Source organism: Devosia beringensis, assembly GCF_014926585.1.
In the GTDB taxonomy this organism is placed as follows: domain Bacteria; phylum Pseudomonadota; class Alphaproteobacteria; order Rhizobiales; family Devosiaceae; genus Devosia; species Devosia beringensis.
Genome location: NZ_CP045422.1, coordinates 3,073,598 through 3,095,341, shown reverse-complemented (window position 1 = coordinate 3,095,341; position 21,744 = coordinate 3,073,598). Strand labels below are relative to the sequence as shown.

The 21,744-nt window shown below is 64.3% G+C and carries 21 protein-coding genes; 8 read left to right on the top strand and 13 right to left on the bottom strand.

Translation table 11 applies throughout. The features are described from left to right. Positions 1-115: 115 nt before the first annotated feature. Complete coding sequence (locus tag GDR53_RS15065) at positions 116-628, top strand: hypothetical protein (RefSeq protein WP_193335275.1); 513 nt, start codon at positions 116-118, stop codon at positions 626-628. After that, a complete protein-coding gene (locus GDR53_RS15060) occupies positions 628-1,725 on the top strand; it encodes a hypothetical protein (RefSeq protein ID WP_193335274.1) in 1,098 nt (365 codons plus the stop codon). The genes GDR53_RS15065 and GDR53_RS15060 overlap by 1 nt, the downstream gene beginning before the upstream one ends. A gap of 76 nt (positions 1,726-1,801) precedes the next feature. On the opposite strand, the gene ilvC is transcribed toward GDR53_RS15060, so the two are convergent. Then, a complete protein-coding gene (ilvC, locus tag GDR53_RS15055) occupies positions 1,802-2,821 on the bottom strand; it encodes a ketol-acid reductoisomerase (RefSeq protein ID WP_193335273.1) in 1,020 nt (339 codons plus the stop codon). Between the two features lie 25 nt (positions 2,822-2,846). Beyond that, positions 2,847-3,506, bottom strand: coding sequence for a TetR/AcrR family transcriptional regulator (locus GDR53_RS15050; protein ID WP_193338118.1), 660 nt, complete (start codon positions 3,504-3,506; stop codon positions 2,847-2,849). Between the two features lie 201 nt (positions 3,507-3,707). Between GDR53_RS15050 and GDR53_RS15045 the strand changes: the two genes are divergently transcribed. After that, a complete protein-coding gene (locus GDR53_RS15045) occupies positions 3,708-5,681 on the top strand; it encodes a PhoX family protein (protein WP_193335272.1) in 1,974 nt (657 codons plus the stop codon). 41 nt (positions 5,682-5,722) lie between these two features. Here GDR53_RS15045 and GDR53_RS15040 read toward each other — a convergent pair whose 3' ends face one another. Then, positions 5,723-6,619 carry a hypothetical protein gene (locus GDR53_RS15040; protein WP_193335271.1) on the bottom strand — a complete coding sequence of 299 codons (897 nt, stop codon included), beginning with the start codon at positions 6,617-6,619 and terminating at the stop codon, positions 5,723-5,725. A 131-nt stretch (positions 6,620-6,750) separates the two neighbouring features. Between GDR53_RS15040 and GDR53_RS15035 the strand changes: the two genes are divergently transcribed. After that, complete coding sequence (locus tag GDR53_RS15035) at positions 6,751-7,884, top strand: NADH:flavin oxidoreductase/NADH oxidase (RefSeq protein ID WP_193335270.1); 1,134 nt, start codon at positions 6,751-6,753, stop codon at positions 7,882-7,884. A 173-nt stretch (positions 7,885-8,057) separates the two neighbouring features. After that, entirely contained in the window at positions 8,058-8,498 is a 441-nt protein-coding gene (locus GDR53_RS15030; RefSeq protein WP_193335269.1) for a hypothetical protein, read from the top strand. A gap of 9 nt (positions 8,499-8,507) precedes the next feature. Here GDR53_RS15030 and GDR53_RS15025 read toward each other — a convergent pair whose 3' ends face one another. The 5 genes from GDR53_RS15025 to GDR53_RS15005 form a co-directional block, all read right to left on the bottom strand. Beyond that, positions 8,508-10,436: a potassium transporter Kup gene (locus GDR53_RS15025; protein ID WP_408639767.1), complete on the bottom strand. Its 1,929-nt coding sequence runs from the start codon at positions 10,434-10,436 to the stop codon at positions 8,508-8,510. A gap of 154 nt (positions 10,437-10,590) precedes the next feature. Then, positions 10,591-11,205, bottom strand: coding sequence for an NADPH-dependent FMN reductase (locus GDR53_RS15020; protein WP_193335268.1), 615 nt, complete (start codon positions 11,203-11,205; stop codon positions 10,591-10,593). Positions 11,206-11,468: 263 nt separating this feature from the next. Beyond that, positions 11,469-12,212 (bottom strand): pyridoxine 5'-phosphate synthase, encoded by a 744-nt coding sequence (locus GDR53_RS15015; protein WP_193335267.1) that lies wholly within the window; start codon positions 12,210-12,212, stop codon positions 11,469-11,471. 141 nt (positions 12,213-12,353) lie between these two features. After that, positions 12,354-12,908, bottom strand: a complete 555-nt coding sequence (ilvN, locus tag GDR53_RS15010; protein ID WP_193335266.1) for an acetolactate synthase small subunit — start codon at positions 12,906-12,908, stop codon at positions 12,354-12,356. 21 nt (positions 12,909-12,929) lie between these two features. Continuing rightward, positions 12,930-14,699 (bottom strand): acetolactate synthase 3 large subunit, encoded by a 1,770-nt coding sequence (locus tag GDR53_RS15005; protein ID WP_193335265.1) that lies wholly within the window; start codon positions 14,697-14,699, stop codon positions 12,930-12,932. Between the two features lie 387 nt (positions 14,700-15,086). Between GDR53_RS15005 and GDR53_RS15000 the strand changes: the two genes are divergently transcribed. Further along, positions 15,087-16,586 (top strand): inorganic phosphate transporter, encoded by a 1,500-nt coding sequence (locus GDR53_RS15000; RefSeq protein ID WP_193335264.1) that lies wholly within the window; start codon positions 15,087-15,089, stop codon positions 16,584-16,586. Positions 16,587-16,588: 2 nt separating this feature from the next. Here GDR53_RS15000 and GDR53_RS14995 read toward each other — a convergent pair whose 3' ends face one another. From GDR53_RS14995 to GDR53_RS14980, 4 genes are all read right to left on the bottom strand, one after another. After that, the gene (locus GDR53_RS14995) at positions 16,589-17,044 is read right to left on the bottom strand and encodes an NUDIX hydrolase (protein ID WP_193335263.1); all 456 of its coding nucleotides are present in this window, start codon (positions 17,042-17,044) and stop codon (positions 16,589-16,591) included. 150 nt (positions 17,045-17,194) lie between these two features. Continuing rightward, the gene (locus GDR53_RS14990; RefSeq protein ID WP_193335262.1) at positions 17,195-17,407 is read right to left on the bottom strand and encodes a cold-shock protein; all 213 of its coding nucleotides are present in this window, start codon (positions 17,405-17,407) and stop codon (positions 17,195-17,197) included. A 293-nt stretch (positions 17,408-17,700) separates the two neighbouring features. Beyond that, positions 17,701-17,976 (bottom strand): hypothetical protein, encoded by a 276-nt coding sequence (locus tag GDR53_RS14985; RefSeq protein ID WP_193335261.1) that lies wholly within the window; start codon positions 17,974-17,976, stop codon positions 17,701-17,703. Positions 17,977-18,038: 62 nt separating this feature from the next. Further along, a complete protein-coding gene (locus GDR53_RS14980) occupies positions 18,039-18,413 on the bottom strand; it encodes a DUF423 domain-containing protein (protein WP_193335260.1) in 375 nt (124 codons plus the stop codon). A gap of 89 nt (positions 18,414-18,502) precedes the next feature. Here GDR53_RS14980 and GDR53_RS14975 point away from each other — a divergent pair, with 89 nt between their 5' ends. Continuing rightward, complete coding sequence (locus GDR53_RS14975) at positions 18,503-19,918, top strand: MATE family efflux transporter (protein ID WP_193335259.1); 1,416 nt, start codon at positions 18,503-18,505, stop codon at positions 19,916-19,918. Here the strand turns inward: GDR53_RS14975 and miaA are convergent. Beyond that, on the bottom strand, positions 19,915-20,793 hold the full coding sequence (miaA, locus tag GDR53_RS14970) for a tRNA (adenosine(37)-N6)-dimethylallyltransferase MiaA (RefSeq protein WP_408639766.1): 879 nt from the start codon (positions 20,791-20,793) through the stop codon (positions 19,915-19,917). The genes GDR53_RS14975 and miaA overlap by 4 nt on opposite strands. 24 nt (positions 20,794-20,817) lie before the next feature. On the opposite strand from miaA, the gene serB reads away from it, so the two are divergent. Continuing rightward, entirely contained in the window at positions 20,818-21,690 is an 873-nt protein-coding gene (serB, locus tag GDR53_RS14965; RefSeq protein WP_193335258.1) for a phosphoserine phosphatase SerB, read from the top strand. Positions 21,691-21,744 lie beyond the last annotated feature (54 nt).

Sequence of the window (21,744 nt, the reverse complement as noted above, 5' to 3'; positions counted from 1 at the left end):
TCGGATTGGCGCCGACCTGCCAGGCCGTAGTCCACCGTACGTGTTGTAGGCAATTTGCGCTGCTTCCCGGTCGCAATAGGCTCCTCCTGCCGATGACCGCAACGGGGCAACCACCGTGTCCAGACTCATCACCGACATATTTGTCCGCCGTGCTGCTCAATCCGCGCTGCTGCTGGTGCTACTGGGCATGGGAACGATGGCAATGCTGCTGTGCCTGATCCTACTCGCGCGCCGGCTTGGCATCACCCAGGAGCTGGTGACCGATGCGGCCATCGCGGTGGTCGCCCTGCTCATTTTTCCGCTGGCCGACGTCTTCGGCCAGACCATCACCGTGGTCATCGCGGCCATCCCGGTGGTGTTTGCCGCGGTCTGCTTCGTACCGGACCTGTCTGGGGCAACACCCAAGACCGGTACTCAGCTCAACCGGGTCGGCCGCGCCGCCTTTCTCCTGCTGCTGGTCGGCGGCGCAGGATGGCTCAGCCTGTTTGCCGTCTTTCAACTCAATCCTCTGCTGCTGGAAGAACTGGCCGGCGACCAGACCACCGTGCAGCTGGCCAAGGCAACGGTGGCCGGCGTGGTGGCCTTCCACGGCAACTATCTGGCCGTCATTCTGGGGGTGAACAAGTAATGCTGAGGATGCTGACGATCCTGCTGGCGCTGGCCGTGCCATACGCTGCGCTGGCAGCCGATATCGATGTCGCGCTTGACGCCGACAACCCCGGTTCGCTGACCAATGTGACCGTCGACGTTTCGGTGAACGACACGCTTGCCAGGACCGGACAGCTCAGCTTTACCTTTGAGCCGCAGCCGGACCGGGTCGCCGAGCGGGTGTCGGTGGCCACGGATGGGGCACCCGCAGGTTTCAGCGATTTCGACCTGGAGATCGACCTTCCCTTTTTTGCCACGGATGAACCCCTCGAACTGGCGGCCCCGGTGCTGCTGGCATCCCTGCCCCGCAGCAGGCTGGGGCCATTGTGGGCCATGCAGCATCTGGTCTTCACCAATCGGCTGTCGAACCTGATCCGCGTCAATGCACGCTCCGGACGTGGCCTTATGACCGCCATGCGCTTTATTCGCGACATTCCCCGCCCCGCCAATGCCGAGGACGGCAGGGTCGCCCTGCTGTTTGCCCGCAGCGCCGCCGCCCTGACCACCGAGCATTTCGTGCTGCCCGACCCCGGCATGGACGAGGCCATGGCCTTCGTCGAATACACACTGGCCGATCCGGAAGCGGCAGCGCGCATCTTCCCCCGCGCCCAGGACCGTGCCGACGCCACGGCCGCCGTCACCCTGTTCAATCAGTACCGCGCCGTGCAGCTGAAAAAGCTGGTCGACGCGGCAGACGCGGCCGCCGCGACAGCCAGTGAGGCTGCCAATCGATGTGCCCGCATCATCGACCTGGCCAGGCGCATCGAGCAGGCGCGGCAAACCGACGATGCCACGGCGCTGTTGCCCATCGAGATGCGCAATCTCGAGAATGCGGCGATCTGCGCGCATGACGCCATCACTTGGCCGCTCGACGCACCGCCCGCCGATGCCGGCGATCGCCTTAATGCTGCTCTCAAGCTACTCGGCCAGCTTGACGACCGCCTGGAAGAGTTCGCTGACAGCCTGGGACCATCCGCCGGCGACAACCGCACGCTGCAGCGCGCCCAGGCCCGGCGCATCGAACTGGGCAACCGCTATAACGCGGTCTCCGCTGCCAGCCAGCCCGCCCCCCTTTAAGGACTGCCCACACTGTGCAGCCACAAACAAAAAGCGGGGGCATGACCCCCGCTTCCGGTATTCTTGTGACGAAAACTTAGTTCTTCGCCTTGTCGACCAGCGCGCCGGCCTTGATCCAGGGCATCATGTCGCGCAGCTTGGCGCCGACTTCCTCGATCTGGTGCTCGTCGGCGAGGCGACGGGTCGCCTTGAAGCGGGCGCCGCCCGACTTGATTTCCTGCATCCACTCGGAAGTGAACTTGCCGGTCTGGATATCGGTCAGCACGCGCTTCATCTCGGCCTTGGTTTCCGAGGTGATGATGCGCGGACCCGAAACATATTCGCCCCACTCGGCGGTGTTGGAGATCGAGTAGTTCATGTTGGCAATGCCGCCCTGGTAGATCAGGTCGACGATCAGCTTGACCTCATGCAGGCACTCGAAATAGGCCATTTCGGGCGCATAGCCGGCTTCCACCAGCGTCTCGAAGCCGGCACGGATCAGTTCGACCACGCCGCCGCACAGCACGGCCTGTTCGCCGAACAGGTCGGTCTCGCACTCTTCGCGGAAATTGGTCTCGATGATGCCCGAGCGACCGCCGCCGACACCCGAGGCATAGGCCAGCGCGATGTCATGGGCATTGCCCGACGGATCCTGATGCACGGCGATCAGGCAGGGCACGCCGCCACCCTTCTGGTATTCGCCGCGCACGGTGTGACCCGGGCCCTTGGGCGCGATCATGATGACGTCGACGCTGGCCTTAGGCTCGATCAGGTTGAAGTGCACATTGAGGCCATGGGCGAAAGCCAGGGCGGCGCCGTCGCGGATGTTTGGCTCGATATGTTCCTTGTAGATGTCGGCCTGCAGCTCGTCGGGCACCAGCATCATGATGACGTCGGCCCACTTGGAGGCCTCGGCAACGCTCATCACCTTGAGGCCTTCGCCCTCGGCCTTCTTGGCCGATGGCGAACCTGGACGGAGGGCTACGACCACATCGGTAATGCCCGAGTCACGCAGGTTCAGCACATGGGCATGGCCCTGGCTGCCATAGCCGACAATGGCGACCTTGCGGGATTTGATGATGTTGAGATCGGCATCACGATCGTAATAAACGCGCATGGGGGTGCTCCCTTGATAAGCGGTGTTAGGTATTGTTGGCTTTCGCCCCATAGAGGGCGAAGAACTGGTCGGTTGCGGCTTTGACATCCGCTTCGATATTGGCTTCGACATTTTCCTGCGTCAGGGAGGTGTCCCCCAGCAGCAGGCGGATCTGCACGTCACGCACGACAAGGCCGAAAAACGTGCGATAGGCATCCTCGCTGCTGGTAAAGCGCAGCAGGCGCGCATCGCGCCCGGCCTCGAGAATGGGCTTGAGCCGGCGGCGAATGGCCAGCGGCCCGTTCTCCAGCACGATATTGCCCAGCCGGTCTTTTTCCTGCGCCGCATGGGTGACGGCGGTGCGGTTCAGCGTGATCGACACTTCACCGGTGATCACCGTCAGCAGGTCGCGGGCGAACTGCTCGATGCTCTGGCGCAGCACCTTGGCATTGAGCCCGGTGCGATCCACCTGCGGCATGCGTACCTTGGCCGCCTGCCACTGCACGGTGGCCGTCAGCAGGCCGTCGCGATCGCCGAACCACTTGTAGAGCGTTTCCTTGGAACACGAGGCGCGGCGGGCCACCGCCGTCATGGTCAGCCCATCGCCATTTTCCACGAGCAGATCCAGCGCCGCCGTCAGCACAGCCTGCTGGCGGGGGGTAAAGACCTCTTCGTTGACCTTGATGGTCACGGGCACCGGGCTCATCCTCATGCGACAGCCGAACGGTTTCGGCCTATTTCGTCGAGGCGTACCGTACGGTACGGTTCCACGCAAGGGCTATTTGCCAGGCATGGCCGATTGGCAGCGATTTTCCCCGTTCGCCGCATTGCCGGACCCGGCCGACGTCACGCAACGGTCGCCTGCGCATGGAATGCTCAAAGAGCAACCCCTCTAGAGTTCCAGACCATGACCGACCGTCAGAAGACGCGTGAGCGTCCCAATCCGCGCCGTGCCTTTGCCCAGACCTATGGCTCCCTGCTCAACGAAGGCTTCAATCGCCGCACCCTGCTCAAAGGGTTTCTCGCCACCTCGGCCGTCGCGGCCCTGGGCCAGAGCTTTGGCGTGCGCAGCGCCGCCGCATCCGAAGGCGGCTCTACCCTGACCTTCACCGAATTGACCCGCGTGCGCGATGCCGAGGACCACTGGCCTGAGGGCTATGACCGCCAGGTGCTGCTGCGCTGGGGCGACGCCATCTTCCCCGACAGCCCGGACTTCGATCTGTCCACCATCGATGGCCCCGCCGCCGAACGACAGTTCGGCTACAATAACGACTTTACGGCTTTCCTGCCCCTGCCGCTCGGCTCGACTGCAAGCGATCGCGGCCTGCTGCTGGTCAGCCACGAATATGCCTCGCCCTTCCTGATGTTTCCCGGCCTCAGCATGGAGGACTATCGCGACAAGCTGACCGACGCGCAGATCCGCACGGTCATGGCCTCGACGGGTGTCAGCATCGTCGAAATCCGCCGCAATGGCAGTCAGTGGGAAGTCGTCAAGGACGGGCAATACAACCGTCGCATCCATATGGGCACCGAGATCGTGATCTCCGGCCCCGCGGCCGGCGACGACCGCCTCAAGACCAAAGCCGACCCCACGGGCACCGTGGTGTTCGGCACTATCTCCAACTGCAATGGCGGCGTCACCCCCTGGGGCACCATGCTGTCGGGCGAAGAAGGCTCGATGGACGTGTTTGCCGGCGACTATACGACGCTGGACAACCAGGAGTTGGTAGAGCGCCAAGGCTGGGACGAAGACGAGAACGACATCTATTCGGTGTCGCGCGTCGAGCCACGCTTCAAGTTCGAGAACGAACCCAACGAGTGGATGAAGTTCGACTGGGTCGTCGAGATCGATCCGATGGATCCCACCGCCAAGCCGGTCAAGCGCACCGCCTTGGGCCGCATGACCCATGAAGGCGCCCAGGTCAGCGTCGCGCCGGACGGGCGTGTCGTTGTCTTCATGGGCGACGACGACGACTTCGAATATCTCTATCGCTTCGTCACCGAGGGCAAATACGACCCCGACAATCGCGCCGCCAACAAGGACCTGCTCGACAGCGGCACCTTGTCGGTCGCCAAATTTGCCAGCGACGGCACGATGGAATGGGTGCCGCTAGTGGCCGGTGAAGGCCTGCTGACGGCAGAAGCCGGCTTTGCCAGCCAGGCCGACGTGGTGCTTAATACCCGCGCCGCAGCCGATCTGGTTGGCGCCACGCCGATGGACGCGCCCGAAGGCTTCATCCCCCATACCGGCACCGGCAAGCTCTATGTCGCGATGACCGAAAATGAAGACCGTCTGCCCGCCGGCGGCGACGCGGCCGAGAGCGTCAACCCGGCCAATCCGCGCGGTCCCAACCCGCATGGTCACCTGCTCGAACTGGTGCCGCCCGGTGCGCCGGATGCACCCGACCACGCTGCGGACCGCTTCACCTGGGACGTCTTCGCTCTCTGCGGCGACCCGGCAAAGCCTGAGGAGGAGAGCCTGTTTCACCCCGACACGAGCCAGAATGGGTGGTTTACCGATCCGGACAATATCGGCGTCGATCCGGCCGGCCGCATCTGGGTGACGACCGACGGCCCGCCGCCCGATGGCATGGCCGACGCCGTCTATGCCATGGACACCGAAGGTGAAGGCCGCGCCCTGCCACGCCTCTTTTACATTCCGCCGACCGGTTCGGAAGCCTGTTCGCCCACCTTCACGCCCGATGGCACCAGCCTCTTCATGTCGGTGCAGCATCCGGGCGAGTTGCGGATCGACGACATGGAAGACGCCGAGACGCTCGATGAAGCCGGCACATCCTGGCCGGACTTTGCCGATTCCATGCCGGCGCGGCCTTCGCTGGTGGTGTTGACCAAACGCGACGGCGGCGTCGTCGGCAGCTAGGCCATGGCCCCTCTCCCGCCCTGGGGGGTGGGAGAGGGGTTTCAGGCGACGGCTCTTCGCTGCCTGTAGACGCGATTGAACTGTGCCAGGGCCAGGCCAAAGCCGATCAGCAACAGGCCGCCGCCCAGGATCGATAGCGGCTGCGCCCCAAGCACCATGAACCACTGCGTGAAGAAGTGGATCGCGCCGAACACCGCCACGACATTGACCACCCAGCGCCGGTTTGCGGACACCGCCCAACCGCCAAAGGCCAGCAGCGCCAGCGCCCAGGCGATGGCGAACGACAGGCTCGACCAGCCGAGCAGTTCGTCACCGAACACCGAGCCGATGAAGAAGGCGGCGTTGACCAGCAGGATCGCCGTCCGCATGGCGACGATGGCGAGACGTTCATAGGCGGGCGGCAGACGCAGCGACACCAGATAGAGCGCCAGCGTCAGCAGCGACAACGAGCCGATCGCAGCGGCCAGATAATGCGTCGGTGTCCACAGATCGGCATCCACGGTGATGGTGGCGCCGAAGGCTATTACCGCCAGCGAAACCAGAAGTCCCGATGCCGCGACGACGCCTGCCACCGCCAATCCCAGCGTGAGCGCTACACGCACCCACAACTGCTCGCCAAACAGAGCAAACAGACCGCCGCCCAGCGCCAATGCGCCGATCACCATGATGATCTGGGCAAAGACCGACCATTGCTCAACGCGGGCCACGCGCATGGCGAACCCGGCGACAAACAGGATGCCCCCCAGCGCAATCAAGGTTTGCAGCGACGGGATCAGGATCCCCACCCCGGCTGCCACCGCGGCGGCACCCAGCCCCAGCAGAACATTGATGGCCAATTGCCCGGTATCGGCTGCCGCATAGGTCTTGAGGCGCTCGGCCTCAGCCGCTGTCAGTTTGCCCTCGGCCACCAATTGAGCGAGGTCGAGCGTAATTTTCATGCTGGTCTCTCCGTTGCGGACGGACCCTATCATTGCATGCACCGACGGCAACACTGCGTCCTAACCATCGGCACTTGCCGATGGAGCTGCAAAGGTCCATTGATGCGCCACGTTTAAAGAAAGAGCATTCCATGTCCGCACTCTTCTCGCCCGCCACGCTGCGCGGCCTTACCCTGCGCAACCGCACCGTCGTTGCCCCGATGTGCCAGTATTCGGCGCAGGACGGCTTCGCCAATGACTGGCATCTGGTCCATCTCGGGCGCTTTGCCATTGGCGGCTTTGGCCTGGTGATCCTGGAAGCCACCGGCGTTACCGCCGAGGGCCGCATTTCCTATGCCGATCTGGGCCTGTGGAAGGACGAGCAGATCGCCCCCCTCGCCCGCATCGTCGATTTCCTGCACGCCCAGGGCACGGCCGCCGGCATCCAGCTGGCCCATGCCGGCCGCAAGGCCTCCACCCCGGTGACCTGGAACGACACTGCCAGCATGTCCGAGGCCGAAAAGGCCGCCGTGGGCTATCAGCACTGGACCCCGGTAGCACCCAGCGCCATTGCCCATTCCCCCAGCGACGCCAGCTTCCAGACCCCGACGGCCCTCGACGACGCCGGTATCGCCCAGCTGATCGCCGATTTCGTGGCCGCCGCAAAGCGCGCCGACCAGGCCGGTTTCGATACCGTCGAAATCCATGCGGCCCATGGCTATCTGCTCAACCAGTTCCTCTCGCCTCTGGCCAACCATCGCACCGACCAGTATGGCGGCAGCCGCGAGAACCGCATGCGGCTGGTGCTCGAGATCACAGCCGCCGTGCGCGCCGTCTGGCCGGCCGACAAACCTCTGCTGGTGCGCCTATCGGTCAGCGACTGGCATCCAGATGGCTGGCAGGTCGAGGACAGCGTCGCGCTGTCGCGCGAGCTCAAGGCCCTGGGCGTCGACGCCATCGACTGCTCGAGCGGCGGCTTTGACGGCGCCACGATCAATGCGGTGTCGAACTATCAGGTACCCTTTGCCAAGGCCGTTCGCGACGGCGCCGACATCCCCACCATGGCAGTTGGCCTGCTCGGCGACGTCCGGGGGGCCGAGGCCATCCTGGCTAACGGCGAGGCCGACTTCATCGCCCTGGCCCGCGGTGCGCTCGACGATCCCAACTGGGCCGTGCACGCCTATCACGAACTGGGCGGCGCCGATTACAAGCTCTGGCCCGTCCAGGCCGACCGCGTCAGCAGCCGCGACCGCTCGCTCGGCCTGCGCAGCTTCGCCAAGGCCTGATCGCGACGGCCCATCATCGAACCCCACCGGCACGCCGGTGGGGCATCTGCCAGATGTCCCGGAAAAACCGCCGGGCTGTCATTTCCCCAACGCAATCTTGCCTTCTTGCACGCCCACCCTTGCCGCACGCCGATGCAGTCACCACCTGACTGTGGCACACGGGGAACTTGCTGATGGATACCAAGGCCGCAATCATCGCGCTGCTCAGCGTCTGGGGAGTGGGCACGTGCGTAACCCTGCCCGCCATGGCGCAGGATACCCAGAACGCCGAAGAAGACAGCGCTGACGAGGATGCCGACCGCAGCAATCCCCTGCTCAACAAGGTCTGGGTCCGCTCAGACGCCGATGCGGCCCTGCCCGGCCCGATGCAGATCTTTCTCGCCGATGGCACCCTGGTCAGCGACAGCTGCTGGGAAACCTATCGCCTCTCCAAGTGGCAGCAGGTCTCCGACAGCGCCATCAGCTGGGACGAGGACGGCATGACCATCAATGCCGATATCGCCACCCTCACCGAGACCGAACTTGTGCTCAGCCTCAAGCTGGGCAGCGACGTGCTCGAGCAGCGCTATGTCACGGCATCCGTGCCCTATGTCTGCCCGGACATGGAGAAGTAGGCACGCTGCCTACAGCACCACCTGAGTGCCGATCTCCACCACGCGACCGGTGGGAATGTGGAAATATTCCGTCGCGTCGCTGGCATTGCGCGCCAGGCGCGTGAACAGCCGGTCCTGCCAGAAGCGCAGCGGGCTGCCTGGCTTGCTGCCCGGCTTCAATGACCGCCGCGACAGGAAGAACGAGGTGCTCATGATGTCGAACTTCCAGCCCAGCTTGCGGCCAAGCGCCAGCGCCTTGGGGATATTGGGCGTTTCCATATAGCCGAAGGTCACGACGACCCGGCTGAACAGCTCGTTATACGCGTCGATGGTCACCTTCTCGTCGTCCGCAACGCGCGGCGAGGCCGAGGTGCGCACCGTCAGGATGACGTTCTGCTCGTGCAGCACCTTGTAGTGCTTGAGACTGTGCAGCAGCGCCGTGGGCGCGCCCTCTATATCGCTGGTCAGAAATACCGCGGTGCCGGGCACCAGGGTCGGCCGCTTCTTGGCCAGGTTCTCCACCAGGAATTCCAGCGGCACTTCGTCTCGTCTGGTCTTTTCCGCGAGACGACGCCGGCCCGACATCCAGCTCCACATGATGAGGGCGACACCCGCGGCGACAACGGCCGGCACCCAGCCGCCCTGGAACAGCTTGGCCGCATTCGCGGCGAAGAACGCCCCGTCGATCATGGCAAATACCACGCCGAAGGCAATGACGGCGGCCGGATGCCATTTCCAGTTCCGCCACATCACCACCACCAGCAGTGAAAGCGTCACCACCATCACCCCCGAAACCGCAATGCCATAGGCGTTGGAAAGGGCCTCGGAACTGCCGAAACCCACCACCAGGATCAGCACGCCGATCATCAGCATGGTGTTGATTTGCGGCATATAGACCTGGCCGCTCTGTGTCTCGGACGTGTGCAGCACCTGCATGCGGGGCAGCATGTTGAGCGCGATGGCCTGCTGGGTGAGGCTATAGGTGCCCGAGATCACCGCCTGGCTGGCAATGATGGTGGCCATGGTGGCCAGGCCGACAAAGGGCAGCAGCGCCCAATCGGGCTGCATTTCAAAGAACGGGCTTTCCACATTGTGCACGCCCACTTCGAGCACGAACGCGCCCTGCCCGAAATAGTTGAGCAGCAGGCAGGGGAACACCAGCCCGAACCAGGCCAGCACGATTGGCTTGCGCCCGAAATGGCCCAGATCGACATAGAGCGCCTCGGCGCCGGTGACCGCCAGGAAGATGGCGCCGATCACCACAAAGGCAATGCCGAAATGGGTTGCGAGAAACTGCAGCCCCAGCAGGGGGTTGATCGCCCACAGCACGGCCGGATAGTCGATGATGTGCACGAGGCCGGAAAAGCCCAGCACCAGGAACCAGATGGCCGTGATCGGCCCGAAGACGATGGACACCTTGGCCGTGCCGAAGCGCTGCACGAAGAACACCCCGACAATGATCACCAGGGTGATCGGCACCACCCAGCGCGCCATGCCCGGCTGTACCAGTTGCACGCCTTCGACGGCCGAGAGCACGGAGATGGCGGGGGTGATGATCGCATCGCCAAAGAACATGGCTGCGCCGACAACGCCCAGAATGGTGATCCAGGCCGGTGGATTGGTGAAGGTCTTGCGGGCCAGGGCCATCAGCGACAGCGTGCCGCCTTCGCCATTATTGTCGGCACGCGTGACGAAGAACACATATTTGACCGCCACGGTCAGGGTCAGGGCCCAGACGATCAGCGACAGCAGGCCGAGAATTTCGATGCTGCTTGCCGCGGCGCCGGGCCGAACCGACATGGCCTGGCGGAAGGCATAGATCGGACTGGTACCGATATCGCCATAGACCACGCCGATCGCGCCCATGACCAGCAAGGGGAAATCTTTGGCGGAACGGGAATGGCTGTGGTCGCTCGCATCGATGCCGGCGCTGCCGCCGGTCGCATTCGTCTGCGTCATGAACCCTGTGCTCTCTTGGTCAAAGGCCGCGCGGCTATACACCCGACCACAGTCTCACACAACACCTTGCCTCAACAATGGTTCAAACCAACAAGGGCCGCCCCTTGCGGAGCGACCCTTGCTGGTAAACGAGACTTTGGAGGTCTTCGTAAGTCTATTCGGCGGCAACCGCGGCTGCAGCCTCTTCCTGGCGGGCGGTCTTGAGGGCAGCGCCCCACCAGATCAGCTGGTCCAGCATGTCCTTGGCCGAATTGCCGATCGAGCCTTCGATCTCGGCAATTGTCTTGGTGCCGCCAAAGGCGGGGTGCACGGCAGCAAAATCGGCGCCGCCGATATGCACGGCCGAACGGGTCGAGGCCATCTGCAGCTCGACGCCGATGTTGCGCAGGTGTTCGACGGCGCGGGCGCCACCGACAGTGCCGTAACCGACGGCGCCGAACGCCTTCTTGTTCCAGTTCACATAGGCCTGATCGAGCGCGTTCTTGAGGGCGCCGGTGATCGAGCGGTTATACTCGGCTGTCACGAAGATATAGCCATCGAATTCGCTGATCTTGTTCTGCCACTTGACCGCGTTTGCATTGGCCGAAGGCATCCAGGCATTGGAAGCCATTTCGTCAAAGAACGGCAGGTCGAAGTCGCGCAGGTCGAGGATTTCGGCCTCGATTTCGGGACGTTCATTGGCCTTGGCCAGGATCCACTGCGCTGGCAGATCGCCAAAGCGGGTCGGGCGGGTCGAGGAGATGATAACGGCGATCTTGAGAGCAGACATGGAAGCCTCCTTGGTAACAAATCGTAACTGAGGCGATATATGTGCCTATCACGACGACTCACAAGGAGGCACGTTGCTGTCTCCCGAGAACAGCAGGCTGCCTAGGGCACACTGGTGTAAGTATACAGAAAGACTGGCATTTTCGCCGTTTTGAGGACGTCCGCCCGGTGCCGGCGCGCCAGTTTCACCTTTGCAGCGACGCACTGTTCGATGCTTGCGCTACAATCAAGCCCGCCTATCAGGGTCCAAGCCGGGATCGGGCACTAGCTGCCCAGCAGCGCCCGATAGGCCCGCACCGCTGCCGGAAAGCCCGTCAGCAGCGCATCGGCAATCAGCCCATGGCCGATCGAGACTTCCTCGACACCCGGCACCGCGGCCTGGAACGCCGCCAGATTGGCCAGCGTCAGGTCATGGCCTGCATTGACCCCCAGGCCCACCGCATGGGCGGCCCGCGCCGTCTCGGCTAGCGCCGCCAGCTCGTATTCGGCCTTGTCCGGGTCGGCATAACAGGCGCCATAGGGGCCGGTGAACAGCTCGATCCGGTCCGCCCCGGTTGCCTTGGCAGCCGTCGCCCCCGCAGCGCCGGCATCGGAATCGCAAAACAGCGATACACGCCGCCCCGGCGCCCTGAGCGCCTGCACCATCGAGGTCAGATGCGTGCCCATGGCGTGGAAATCCCAGCCATGGTCCGACGTCGCCTGCTCGGGGCTGTCGGGCACCAGCGTCACCTGCTGTGGATTGACCTGGACGATCAGATCGATGAATTCGGGGGTCGGATAGCCCTCGATATTGAATTCCGCCGCCGGATAGTCCGCGCGCAGCATGGCGGCCAGATCGAACACATCGGTGCGCCTGATGTGACGTTCATCCGGCCGCGGATGCACGGTAATGCCGCTGGCCCCGGCATCGAGCACCACCCTTGCTATGCCCACGACACTTGGCCAAGGCAGGTCGCGGCGATTGCGCAGCTGCGCGACGGCATTGAGATTGACGGACAACAGGGTCATGGGCGCACTCGGTCTGAACTCGCCCCGACCCTATACCATTGGCAGGGCTGCGCCCAACCGGCATTTGTGATGCCACCCATCAGCCAATCCAATGCAGCGCCGGCGGGTTCTGCCGCCGGCGCTGCATCGATGGCTTTGGGCCTACATGCCCTGCGGGCCGCGCGAAATGGCGGCGAGGCCGGTGCGGACCACCTCAACGAGGCCCAGCGGCTGCATCAGGGCAATGAAGCTGTCGATCTTGGCCGGCTTGCCGGTAATCTCGAAGACGAAGCTTTCCACCGAGGCATCGACGATCTGCGCCCGGAAGGCATCGGCCAGCCGCAGCGTCTCGGCGCGAGCATCGCCCGAGCCGGCCACCTTGATCAGCGCCAGCTCGCGTTCCAGCGAGGCGCCCTCGGCGGTCAGGTCATGCACCTTGTGCACCGGCACCAGGCGCTCGAGCTGCAGCTTGATCTGCACCAGCACCTTGGGCGTGGCAATGACGACAACGGTGATGCGACTAAGTCGGCGCCCGTGTTCGGTCTCGCTGACAGTCAGGCTTTCGATATTGTAGCCACGGGCCGAGAACAGGCCGACGACCCGGGCCAGGATGCCCGGCTCATTGTCGACCAGCACCGAAAGCGTATGGCGCTCCTGGTCCTGGGTTTCGTTGGTCAGGAAATAGGCCGAACCGGTCGGCTGCAGATGTGCGTTCATGGTGTTGTCCTCCGCAGCGCTCTAAACGAGCTGCCGTCCCTTCTCGTCGATGATGGAGCCGATATTGGCCGTATCGGGCAGGATGATCTCGTTATGCGGCTTGCCCGAGGGGATCATGGGCAGGCAGTTCTCGTCCTTTTCCACGATCACGTCGAACAGCACCGGGCCGTCATAGTCGAACATCTCTTCGATGGCCGCGTCGAGCTCGGCCGGATTGGAACAGCGAATGCCCTTGCCGCCATAGGCTTCCGCCAGCTTGACGAAGTCAGGCAGCGATTCCGAATAGGAATGCGCATAGCGCGAGCCATGCAGCAGGTCCTGCCACTGCCGCACCATGCCCATGCGCTCATTGTTGAGGATGAAAATCTTGATCGGCAGGCGATACTGCACCGCCGTGCTCATCTCCTGCATGGTCATCTGCACGCTGGCTTCGCCGGCAATGTCGATCACCAGCGCATCGGGATGGGCAACCTGCACGCCCACGGCGGCCGGCAGGCCATAGCCCATGGTCCCCAGGCCACCCGAGGTCATCCAGCGATTGGGCTGGTCGAAGTGGAAGTGCTGAGCCGCCCACATCTGGTGCTGGCCCACTTCGGTGGTGATGTAGACCTCTTTGCCCTGCTTCTGGCTGGCCGCGTAGAGCCGCTCGATGGCATATTGCGGCTTGATCACCGTGTCGGAATTCTTGTAGCCGAGCGAATTCACGGCGCGCCAAGTCTCGATCTGCTTCCACCACGGCGCCAGCGCCTCGGTGCGCGGCTGATTGGTCTTGCTGCGCCAGACGCGCACCATTTCGGCCAGCACGCGCTCGCAATCGCCGATGATCGGCACGTCGACGCGCACCACCTTGTTGATCGAAGACGGATCGATATCGACATGGATCTTGCGGCTGCCCGGCGAGAAGGCGTCGATGCGGCCGGTGATGCGGTCATCAAAGCGCGCGCCGATATTGATCATGACGTCGCAGTCATGCATGGCCAGGTTCGCCTCGTAGGTGCCGTGCATGCCCAGCATGCCCATCCACTGCGGATTGGAGGCGGGGAAAGCGCCCAGGCCCATCAGCGTCGAGGTCACCGGAAAGCCCGTCAGCTCGGCCAGTTCGCGCAGATGCTTGGACGCTTCGGGGCCGGCATTGATCACGCCGCCGCCGGTATAAAAGATCGGCCGCTCGGCCTTGAGCATCAGCTCCACCGCCGCCTCGATGGCATCGGCATCGCCATCCACCTGCGGGCGATAGCTCTGGTGGCGCAGCGTTTCGAGGTCGGGCTTGTAATAGTCGCCCATGGCGAACTGCACATCCTTGGGGATGTCGATCACCACCGGACCGGGCCGGCCGGTCGTGGCGATCAGGAAGGCCTCGTGCATGATGCGCGGCAGATCTTCGATGCGCTTGACCAGGTAATTGTACTTGGTGCAGCTGCGGGTAATGCCGACAGTGTCGCATTCCTGGAAGGCATCGGTGCCGATCAGCGTGGTGGGCACCTGGGCGGTGATGCAGACCATGGGGATCGAATCCATCAGCGCATCGGTCAGCCCCGTCACCGCATTGGTGGCCCCCGGCCCCGAGGTCACCAGAACGACGCCGGGCTTGCCCGTGGAACGGGCATAGCCCTCGGCCATATGCGTGGCGCCCTGCTCGTGGCGCACCAGGATGTGCTGCAGCGCCTCCTGCTGGAACATGGCGTCATAGATCGGCAGGGCAGCGCCGCCCGGATAACCGAAGATATGCTCGACCCCCTGATCGGTCAGCGCCTGGATAACCATTTCTGCGCCGGTCATTCTTTCGGTCATTGTTTCTGTCCTTCCCTACAATCCAAATTGGGAGCCCAGTCTCGTAAGCGGCGAAAACCGGGCAATAAAAAAGGCCCCGTTCGGGACCTGTTTTCGGCGCACCAGCTATCGCGCGGGATGTTATCCCACGGTGCCGATGCGCCTGCCTACTACGAGAATGAGTGCCCGCACGGGACCTCTCCAACAAAAAATTCTGGCCGCATTGATAAGAGCAAGTGCGCAATGAAGTCAAGGCCGCACCGATCGGCCCGCCGGCCCGTCCTTGCCCCACGCCGGACGTGCTGCCGCGCCCGGGGCAAACAACTGGGGTTGCCATCCATAAAGGGGTGGCCATTTGCGCTGACGATGCTATTGCCGCGACACGCTTCATGTGACGGATAGATGACTATGGCCAAGCCCGCGCTGGACAAGGACCTCAAACGGGTCACTGGCCTGCAGACCGCCACCCATGACCTGGCCCGTTCGCTTGCCGCTCCCGGCCTTGCGCTGGTCTTCCTGCTCGCCGTCGCCGTCTGGGCAAGTTTTCTCGTTACCGACGGCCCCCACAGTTATCTGGTCATCATCGCAGCCGCGATCGCCGGCTATATGGCGCTCAATGTCGGCGCCAATGACGTGGCCAACAATATGGGTCCGGCTGTCGGCTCCAAGGCGCTGACCATGGCTGGCGCCTTGCTGATTGCTGCGATCTTTGAAGCTGCCGGCGCCCTGCTGGCCGGTGGCGATGTGGTCAATACCGTGGCCCGCGACCTGCTGGTCGGCGATCAACTGGATAATGACAGCTTCGTGCTGGTGATGATGGCTGCCCTGCTGGCCTCCGCCCTCTGGGTCAATCTGGCCACCATTATCGGCGCCCCGGTCTCCACGACCCATGCCGTGGTGGGCGGCGTTGTCGGCGCCGGCATCGCCGCGGCCGGCTTTGGCTCGGTTGCTTGGCCGGTCATCGGCACCATCACCGTAAGCTGGGTGATCTCGCCCGTGCTGGGCGGCGTGTTTGCGGCATTGCTGCTGTCCATCATCCGCTCCACCATCACCACCCGGATCGACAAGATCTCGGCCGCCCGCGTCTGGGTCCCCATTATGGTCGCGCTGATGACCAGCATTTTTGCCATGTACCTGGCCACCAAGGGGCTCAAGCGCGTCTGGACTCCGGGCGTCGGCACTGTCCTGAGCCTGGGGATCGGCTTTGCCGTGCTCGGCTGGCTCGTCGCCATGCCCATGGTGCGGCGTCAGTCGCTGCGCATCGAGAACCGCAAGAAGCACATCGCCAAGCTGTTCCGCCTGCCGCTGATCGTCGCCGCCGCCCTGCTGTCCTTTGCCCATGGCGCCAATGATGTGGCCAATGCGATCGGCCCCTTTGCCGCCATCGTCAACGCCGTCCAGACCGGCGACGTGCAATCGGCCAATCTGGCCCTGCCACTCTGGGTGCTGTGCATTGGCGGCGTCGGCATCGCGCTGGGCCTGGCCCTGTTTGGCCCGCGCCTGATCCGCACCGTCGGCGAACAGATCACCAAGCTCAATGAAATCCGCGCCTATTGCGTGGCACTGTCGGCCGCCGCCACCGTGCTGGCCGCCTCGGCGCTGGGCCTGCCGGTCTCCTCCACCCATATTGCCGTGGGTGCCATTTTCGGGGTCGGCTTCCTGCGCGAATATATTGCCCAGCGCGACATGAAGGGCAATTCGGTACCGGTCGATGCCCGCTTCGTCGACCCGGCCATGCTCAATGCCACGCCCGAACAGGCCCTCTCCAAGGATCGGCAACAGGCCCGCCGCCGCCTGGTGCGCCGCCGCCATGTGCTGGGCATCGCGGCCGTCTGGGTGATCACCGTGCCAGCGTCAGCCGTGCTGGCAGCAGTGGTCTTCCTGGTGCTCAACCTGCTGGTGGGCTGACCTCAGCCAAACCGCCGGGCCAGGGCCACGGCGATGCGGCCCAGAGCCGGATCGACCAGCAGGCGTTGGGCCTCCGACACCACGGCCCAGTGGCGCAGACGCTGACTGCGCTCTTTCCAGTCCTCGAGCTGGGTCTCCACCAGCAGCGGATAGATATCGACATCCACCAGCGCCGAACCGTCACTGTCCGACCCGGTGCGATAGCTGCCGATCGGCACGTCCTCGATCGGACCGACGACCCCAGCCTCTTCCAGCGCTTCAAGGGCGGCACTTTCGCTGGCCGACATATCCGGCTCGATGGCGCCCTTGGGAAAGATCCAGCGGCCGCTGCGGCGCGAGGTGATCAGCAGCACACTGAGCCGGCCGTCCACCACCGCATAGGGCAAGGCACCCACCTGTCGGCATTCCGTGGGGATCTCGACCCGCGGACTCCAGTTGCGCAGAAAATTCTTGACCATGAGACCCTTGTAACGCTTGGGCTGCGGCCCGCGAGGGACTGGCAGCGTCCGGCAATGCTGCGGGATTCGCGCTCGCGCCGCCAATAAAATCCGCCCGGACAACAAAAAAGGGCCCCGTCGGGGGCCCTTCGCAACAATCACGCAGCCAGCTTAGCTGAGCAGGGTCAGGTTGGTCGCCGATTCCTTGCCGTCGCGGCCGGTCTCGAGCTCATAGGTGACCTTGTCGCCTTCATAGAGGCCCTGCAGGCCCGAACGCTGGACAGCGGAAATGTGGACGAAAGCGTCCTTGCCGCCATCTTCTGGCGAGATAAAGCCGAAGCCTTTGGTGGTGTTGAAGAATTTGACGGTACCGGTGGTAGCCATGGAACTTAGTCCTCACAAGTGGTCGCCGCTGGGGCGGCTAAGGGTTGAAAACGGACCGAAAATGCGGGTCCGGCCTAACGATTCACAGATCAGGAGATAGCCAAGTTCCCGGCCGTGGCCGGTCGATCAGATAGCGCGAGACAGTGTCGTAGAAGCAAAATATGGCGGCTATTGCTGATAAATTCAAGGCGTTTCACCGATCAACAATAACGCCCGGCCCGGGATTGAATCCGAGCCGGGCGTTCAGCGCCTGACAGGCGCCTGCAGCATGGGGCGATGCTGCAATTCTGGACTTAGCCCTGGGGGCAAGTATCGTAGTAACGGCTGCCATCGCGAGCCTGGTAGATGCACTGGTTGCTGTAGCCAGGACGCTTGCCGACCATGCTGCCAGCAGCAGCGCCGACAACGGCACCGGCACCGGCACCAATAACGGTACCAACTGCGCTACCGCCCGAGAGGGCCGCGCCGGCCAGGCCACCGCCAACGGCGCCAACGGTAGCGCCCTGCTGGGTGGTGGTGCAGGCAGCGAGCGACAGGCAGGTAGCGGCAATAATCAGAATTTTGTGCATGGAAGCCTCCGAGGAAATCTCAACCCAATAACGACCCTGTCATTGATTGGTTCCACCATCATTCAATCATTTTGCAGTGCGCCAATAGCCCCGCCCAGCGCGATGGCCGCCCAGGCCAGGATCATGGCACCGCCGCCCAGCGGCGCCGCGCCGGCAAACATCCCGTGGCCGAGCCACTCGCGCACACCCAGATCGGCGGCAAAGACCGCGGTGCCGCCCGCCAGCAGCAGGCCGGCCGCCCGCGCCAGCTTACCCCTGCCCGCCAGCCCGAGCGCCAGCAGCGCCGGCCCGTGCGCCAGGCAGATCGCGGCAATCGCCGCCAGATTGCGGGACTCGCCGCCATGCGACGCTGCCGCAGCGGCCATCACCCCGCAGCCGCCCGCCAGGCCCGCGGCCAGCAGCAGCACACGCCCGCTCACGTCCGTTCTCGATGTCATCGACTTTCTCCCCGGCGCCTGCCACCCGCGCCCCTTCCGCCAATCGCGGGATTCAGCTAGAGCATGATCTGCGAGTAGGACATTTTTTCATGAGTGAGCAAGTCACGGTTGCGTCCAGCGCGACCGCCCCTGGCGTTTCGCCGTCATCGAGTTGGGCCGCCGAACTGCGGGCCACCTTCACCCTGGCCTGGCCCCTGGTCATCGCCCAGCTGGCGCAGAACGCTCTCACCGCCACCGATGTCATCATGACCGGCTGGCTCGGGCCGGACTTTCTGGCCGCCGGTGCGCTCGCCACGGCTTTCCTGATGCCGTTCCTGCTGCTCGGATTCGGCATTGTCGGCGCCGTGGCGCCGCTCGTAGCCCAGGCCCGCGGCGCACGCGACATCAAGGCCGTCCGTCGCGTGGTGCGTCAGGGCATGTGGGCCGGCATTGCCGTTGCCGCCGTCCTGGTGCCACTGCTGCTGCAGATCCGGCCGATCTTCATCGCCCTGGGCCAAGATCCCGATGCCACCATCATGGCCGAACAATATATCCAGATCGCGGTCTGGATGCTGTTTCCTGCGCTGGCCATCATGGCGCTGCGCTCGCTGCTGTCGGCCTTTGATGACACCCGCATCATCCTGTGGATCACCCTTGGCGGCGTCGCCTTCAACGCTGCCGCCAATTACGTGCTGATCTTTGGCTATTTCGGCTTTCCGCGACTCGAGCTGCGCGGCTCCGCCATCGCCACCGTACTGACCAATCTGCTGATGTTCGGCTTGATGCTGGCCTATGTGCTGCGCCACCGCCGCTTCAAGCGTTTCAATATCCTGATCCGCTTCTGGAAACCCGACTGGCCGCGCTTCCGCGAGATTTTCCGCATCGGCACCCCGATCGGCCTGACTGTGCTGGCCGAGGTGGGCCTCTTCACCGCAGCGGCGCTGCTGATGGGCCTCCTTGGGACCGACGAGGTCGCCGCCCATGCCGTGGCCCTGCAATGCGCCTCCATGGCCTTCATGGTGCCGCTTGGCCTGGGCATTGCCGCCACCGTACGGGTGGGCAATGCCTATGGCCGCAGTGATCCCGAAGGCGTGCGCAAGGCCGGCTGGACCGCCTTTGTCCTGGGCACCGGCTTCATGACCGTCAGCTGCATCCTCTTCCTCACCATGGGGCCGCTCATCGTCTCCTGGTTCCTCGATCCGCGCTCGGATGCCAATACCAGTGCGCTGGGCCTGGCCGTCACCTTCCTGGCCGTGGCCGGCCTGTTCCAGATCGTCGACGGCGCCCAGGTCGTGGCCGCCCACGCTTTGCGCGGGCTCAGCGACACCAAGATCCCCATGCTGGTCGCGCTGGTCGGTTATTGGGGCATTGGCCTGCCCATCGCCTATGCGCTGGGCTTCATGCTGGAGTGGCGTGGCGTTGGCATCTGGCTGGGCCTGGCCGCCGGACTCGGCATTGTCGCAGTGGTGCTGGTGGCCCGTTTTGCCATGCGCGAGCGGCTAGGCCTGATGCGCGCCCGCGCCTAGGCCAGCCCGCGCCGCGGCCATTCGCCAAAGCGGTTGCGAAACCAGGTGCGCTGCCGCTTGGCATATTGGTGGGTGGCAATGGTGGCCAGCGTGATGGCCTCGTCCTGCGCGATGACCCCATCGAGCCAGTCGCCGATTTCGCGCACCCCGATCGCCTTGGTCACCGGCAGGCCTGGGTCAAGATCGAGCGCCCGCAGGGCCTGCACCTCCTCGACGGCGCCGCCGACAAACATAGCGGCAAAGCGTAGCGCGATGCGCTTGCGCAGCACATCGCGGTCAGGGTCGAGCACCATCCTTTCGATGTCAAAGCCCGCCAGCGCCCCGGCCTGCTTGTCGTCCTGAAAGCTCGACAGCAGCCGTCCCGTCGCCCGCTTGACCGCCAGGGCCCGCACCAGCCGCTGCGGATCGACAACCTTGAGCCGGGCTGCCGCGAGCGGGTCTTCCCGCTGCAGCAGCGCCAGCCGCTGGCGCGCATCGAGCGCTTGAATCTCTTGTTGAACTTGAGCGGCAATCTCAGCCGGCACCTCGGGGATATCGGCGAATCCATTCAGCAGCGCGTCAAAGTAAAGCCCTGTGCCGCCAACGAAAATTAGCGGCGCATCGCCGGTCTGGCTGATCACCTCGCCCACCGCGCTCAGCCACTGGCCGGTAGAAAACCGGCTCGCCGCCGGCACGCTGCCATACAGCCGGTGATCGGCTAGCGCGACCTCCTCCGGCCCCGGCCGCGCCGTTACGACGCGCAGCGTGTCATAGACCTGCATGGAGTCCGCATTGATGATCACCCCGCTTTGGCCCTGCGCCATGGCGAGCGCCAGCGCCGACTTGCCGCTGGCAGTCGGACCCGCTATCAGGACGGCACGCCGGCGGCCTGTCACCCGTATCCTCCTTGAGTATTGCCCATGCCAGTCCTCTGCCTCATCGCCAATCCCATCGATTCCGAACTCGACCCGGACCTGGCCGCCGCAGTGGTGCAGCAAACCGGCGGCGAACTCAACTGGCTCGATCACTCCATTGCCTGCGAGATCATCGATCCACTGTCAACCGAAGCGCTGAGCCTGGCGCGCGCCGTCATCGGCACCCGCAAGGTCGACGCCGCCCTGGTGCCCAGCGAGGGCCGCCGCAAGCCGATCCTCGTCGCCGACATGGATTCCACCATGATCAATGAGGAGTGCATCGACGAACTCGCTGACGCCCTTGGCATCAAGGAACAGGTTGCCGACATCACCGACCGCGCCATGCGCGGCGAACTCGATTTCGCCGCCGCCCTCGATACCCGCGTGGCTTTGCTCAAGGGCCTGGAGCGCCGGGTCATCGAGGAGGTTCGCCGCGAACGGATTACCCTGGCGCCCGGCGGGCGCGCCCTGATCCAGACCATGAAGGCCTATGGCGCCTATGCCGCCCTGGTCTCGGGCGGGTTCACCTATTTCGCCGACTTCTTCGCCAAGCGCATCGGCTTTGACGAGGCGGTGGCCAATGTCCTCGAATTTGACGGCGACCGGCTGACCGGCACCGTGGCCAAGCCCATCGTCGACAAGACCACCAAGCGCCAGCGCCTGATCGCCCTGGCCGCCGAGCGCAATGTGCCGCTGGAACGCACCATGGCCGTGGGCGACGGCGCCAACGATCTCGACATGATCGCCATTGCCGGTTTCGGCGTCGCGCTGCACGCCAAGCCGGCTGTTGCCGCCCAGGCCGGCATCCGCATCGATCACGCCGACCTCACCGCCCTGCTCTACCTGCAGGGCTATGCCGACGAAGACATCGTCCGATAACGCCTCCTACGCATCAGACAGCAAAAAGCCGGCGCAGGTGACTGCGCCGGCTTT

What these genes read in the sequence shown, in the direction of transcription:
- GDR53_RS15060 (WP_193335274.1), top strand. Translation starts at nt 628, where the DNA reads ATGCTGAGGATGCTGACGATCCTGCTGGCGCTGGCCGTGCCATACGCT.
- ilvC (WP_193335273.1), bottom strand. Translation starts at nt 2,821, where the DNA reads ATGCGCGTTTATTACGATCGTGATGCCGATCTCAACATCATCAAATCC.
- GDR53_RS15050 (WP_193338118.1), bottom strand. Translation starts at nt 3,506, where the DNA reads ATGAGCCCGGTGCCCGTGACCATCAAGGTCAACGAAGAGGTCTTTACC.
- GDR53_RS15045 (WP_193335272.1), top strand. Translation starts at nt 3,708, where the DNA reads ATGACCGACCGTCAGAAGACGCGTGAGCGTCCCAATCCGCGCCGTGCC.
- GDR53_RS15040 (WP_193335271.1), bottom strand. Translation starts at nt 6,619, where the DNA reads ATGAAAATTACGCTCGACCTCGCTCAATTGGTGGCCGAGGGCAAACTG.
- GDR53_RS15035 (WP_193335270.1), top strand. Translation starts at nt 6,751, where the DNA reads ATGTCCGCACTCTTCTCGCCCGCCACGCTGCGCGGCCTTACCCTGCGC.
- GDR53_RS15030 (WP_193335269.1), top strand. Translation starts at nt 8,058, where the DNA reads ATGGATACCAAGGCCGCAATCATCGCGCTGCTCAGCGTCTGGGGAGTG.
- GDR53_RS15025 (WP_408639767.1), bottom strand. Translation starts at nt 10,436, where the DNA reads ATGACGCAGACGAATGCGACCGGCGGCAGCGCCGGCATCGATGCGAGC.
- GDR53_RS15020 (WP_193335268.1), bottom strand. Translation starts at nt 11,205, where the DNA reads ATGTCTGCTCTCAAGATCGCCGTTATCATCTCCTCGACCCGCCCGACC.
- GDR53_RS15015 (WP_193335267.1), bottom strand. Translation starts at nt 12,212, where the DNA reads ATGACCCTGTTGTCCGTCAATCTCAATGCCGTCGCGCAGCTGCGCAAT.
- ilvN (WP_193335266.1), bottom strand. Translation starts at nt 12,908, where the DNA reads ATGAACGCACATCTGCAGCCGACCGGTTCGGCCTATTTCCTGACCAAC.
- GDR53_RS15005 (WP_193335265.1), bottom strand. Translation starts at nt 14,699, where the DNA reads ATGACCGAAAGAATGACCGGCGCAGAAATGGTTATCCAGGCGCTGACC.
- GDR53_RS15000 (WP_193335264.1), top strand. Translation starts at nt 15,087, where the DNA reads ATGGCCAAGCCCGCGCTGGACAAGGACCTCAAACGGGTCACTGGCCTG.
- GDR53_RS14995 (WP_193335263.1), bottom strand. Translation starts at nt 17,044, where the DNA reads ATGGTCAAGAATTTTCTGCGCAACTGGAGTCCGCGGGTCGAGATCCCC.
- GDR53_RS14990 (WP_193335262.1), bottom strand. Translation starts at nt 17,407, where the DNA reads ATGGCTACCACCGGTACCGTCAAATTCTTCAACACCACCAAAGGCTTC.
- GDR53_RS14985 (WP_193335261.1), bottom strand. Translation starts at nt 17,976, where the DNA reads ATGCACAAAATTCTGATTATTGCCGCTACCTGCCTGTCGCTCGCTGCC.
- GDR53_RS14980 (WP_193335260.1), bottom strand. Translation starts at nt 18,413, where the DNA reads ATGACATCGAGAACGGACGTGAGCGGGCGTGTGCTGCTGCTGGCCGCG.
- GDR53_RS14975 (WP_193335259.1), top strand. Translation starts at nt 18,503, where the DNA reads ATGAGTGAGCAAGTCACGGTTGCGTCCAGCGCGACCGCCCCTGGCGTT.
- serB (WP_193335258.1), top strand. Translation starts at nt 20,818, where the DNA reads ATGCCAGTCCTCTGCCTCATCGCCAATCCCATCGATTCCGAACTCGAC.